Source organism: Streptococcus mitis, from assembly GCF_003942695.1.
Taxonomy (GTDB): Bacteria; Bacillota; Bacilli; order Lactobacillales; family Streptococcaceae; genus Streptococcus; species Streptococcus mitis_BD.
On the sequence record NZ_RJNU01000030.1, the window covers coordinates 1 to 737 of the forward strand.

At 49.9% G+C, this 737-nt stretch carries 1 protein-coding gene; it reads left to right on the top strand.

All coding sequences use genetic code 11. The features are described from left to right. The coding region (locus D8852_RS09925) for a hypothetical protein (RefSeq protein ID WP_185755616.1) at nucleotides 1-737 on the top strand (737 nt) is incomplete at both ends.

The following is a 737-nucleotide window of genomic DNA, read 5'->3' on the forward strand; positions in this document are numbered from 1 at the left end:
CTTCAGCATCTGTAAGTGCAAGTCACTCAGCTAGCGCATCAGTATCTGCAAGCCAAAGTGCTTCAGCTTCAGCATCTAACAACCAGAACTCAGCTTCTATCTCAGCAAGCGCGAGCCACTCTGCGTCAATTAGTGCAAGCCAAAGTGCTTCAGCATCTGTATCAGCAAGCATCAGTGCGAGCCAATCAGCATCAAGCTCAGCAAGCGCTAGTCAAAGTGCTTCAGCAAGTGCAAGCGACTCAGCATCAGTATCAGCTAGCCAAAGCGCATCAGCTTCTGTAAGTGCAAGTGACTCAGCTTCAGCATCAGTAAGCGCAAGCCAAAGTGCTTCAGCTTCAGCATCTAACAACCAGAACTCAGCTTCTATCTCAGCAAGCGCGAGCCACTCTGCGTCTGTGTCAGCTAGCCAAAGTGCATCAGCATCTGTAAGTGCAAGCATCAGTGCGAGCCAATCAGCATCAAGCTCAGCAAATGCTAGTCAAAGTGCTTCAGCAAGTGCAAGCGACTCAGCTTCAGCATCAGTAAGCGCAAGCCAAAGTGCTTCAGCTTCAGCATCTAACAACCAGAACTCAGCTTCTATCTCAGCAAGCGCGAGCCACTCTGCGTCTGTGTCAGCTAGCCAAAGTGCATCAGCATCTGTAAGTGCAAGCATCAGTGCGAGCCAATCAGCATCAAGCTCAGCAAGTGCTAGTCAAAGTGCTTCAGCAAGTGCAAGCCACTCAGCATCTGTATCAGCT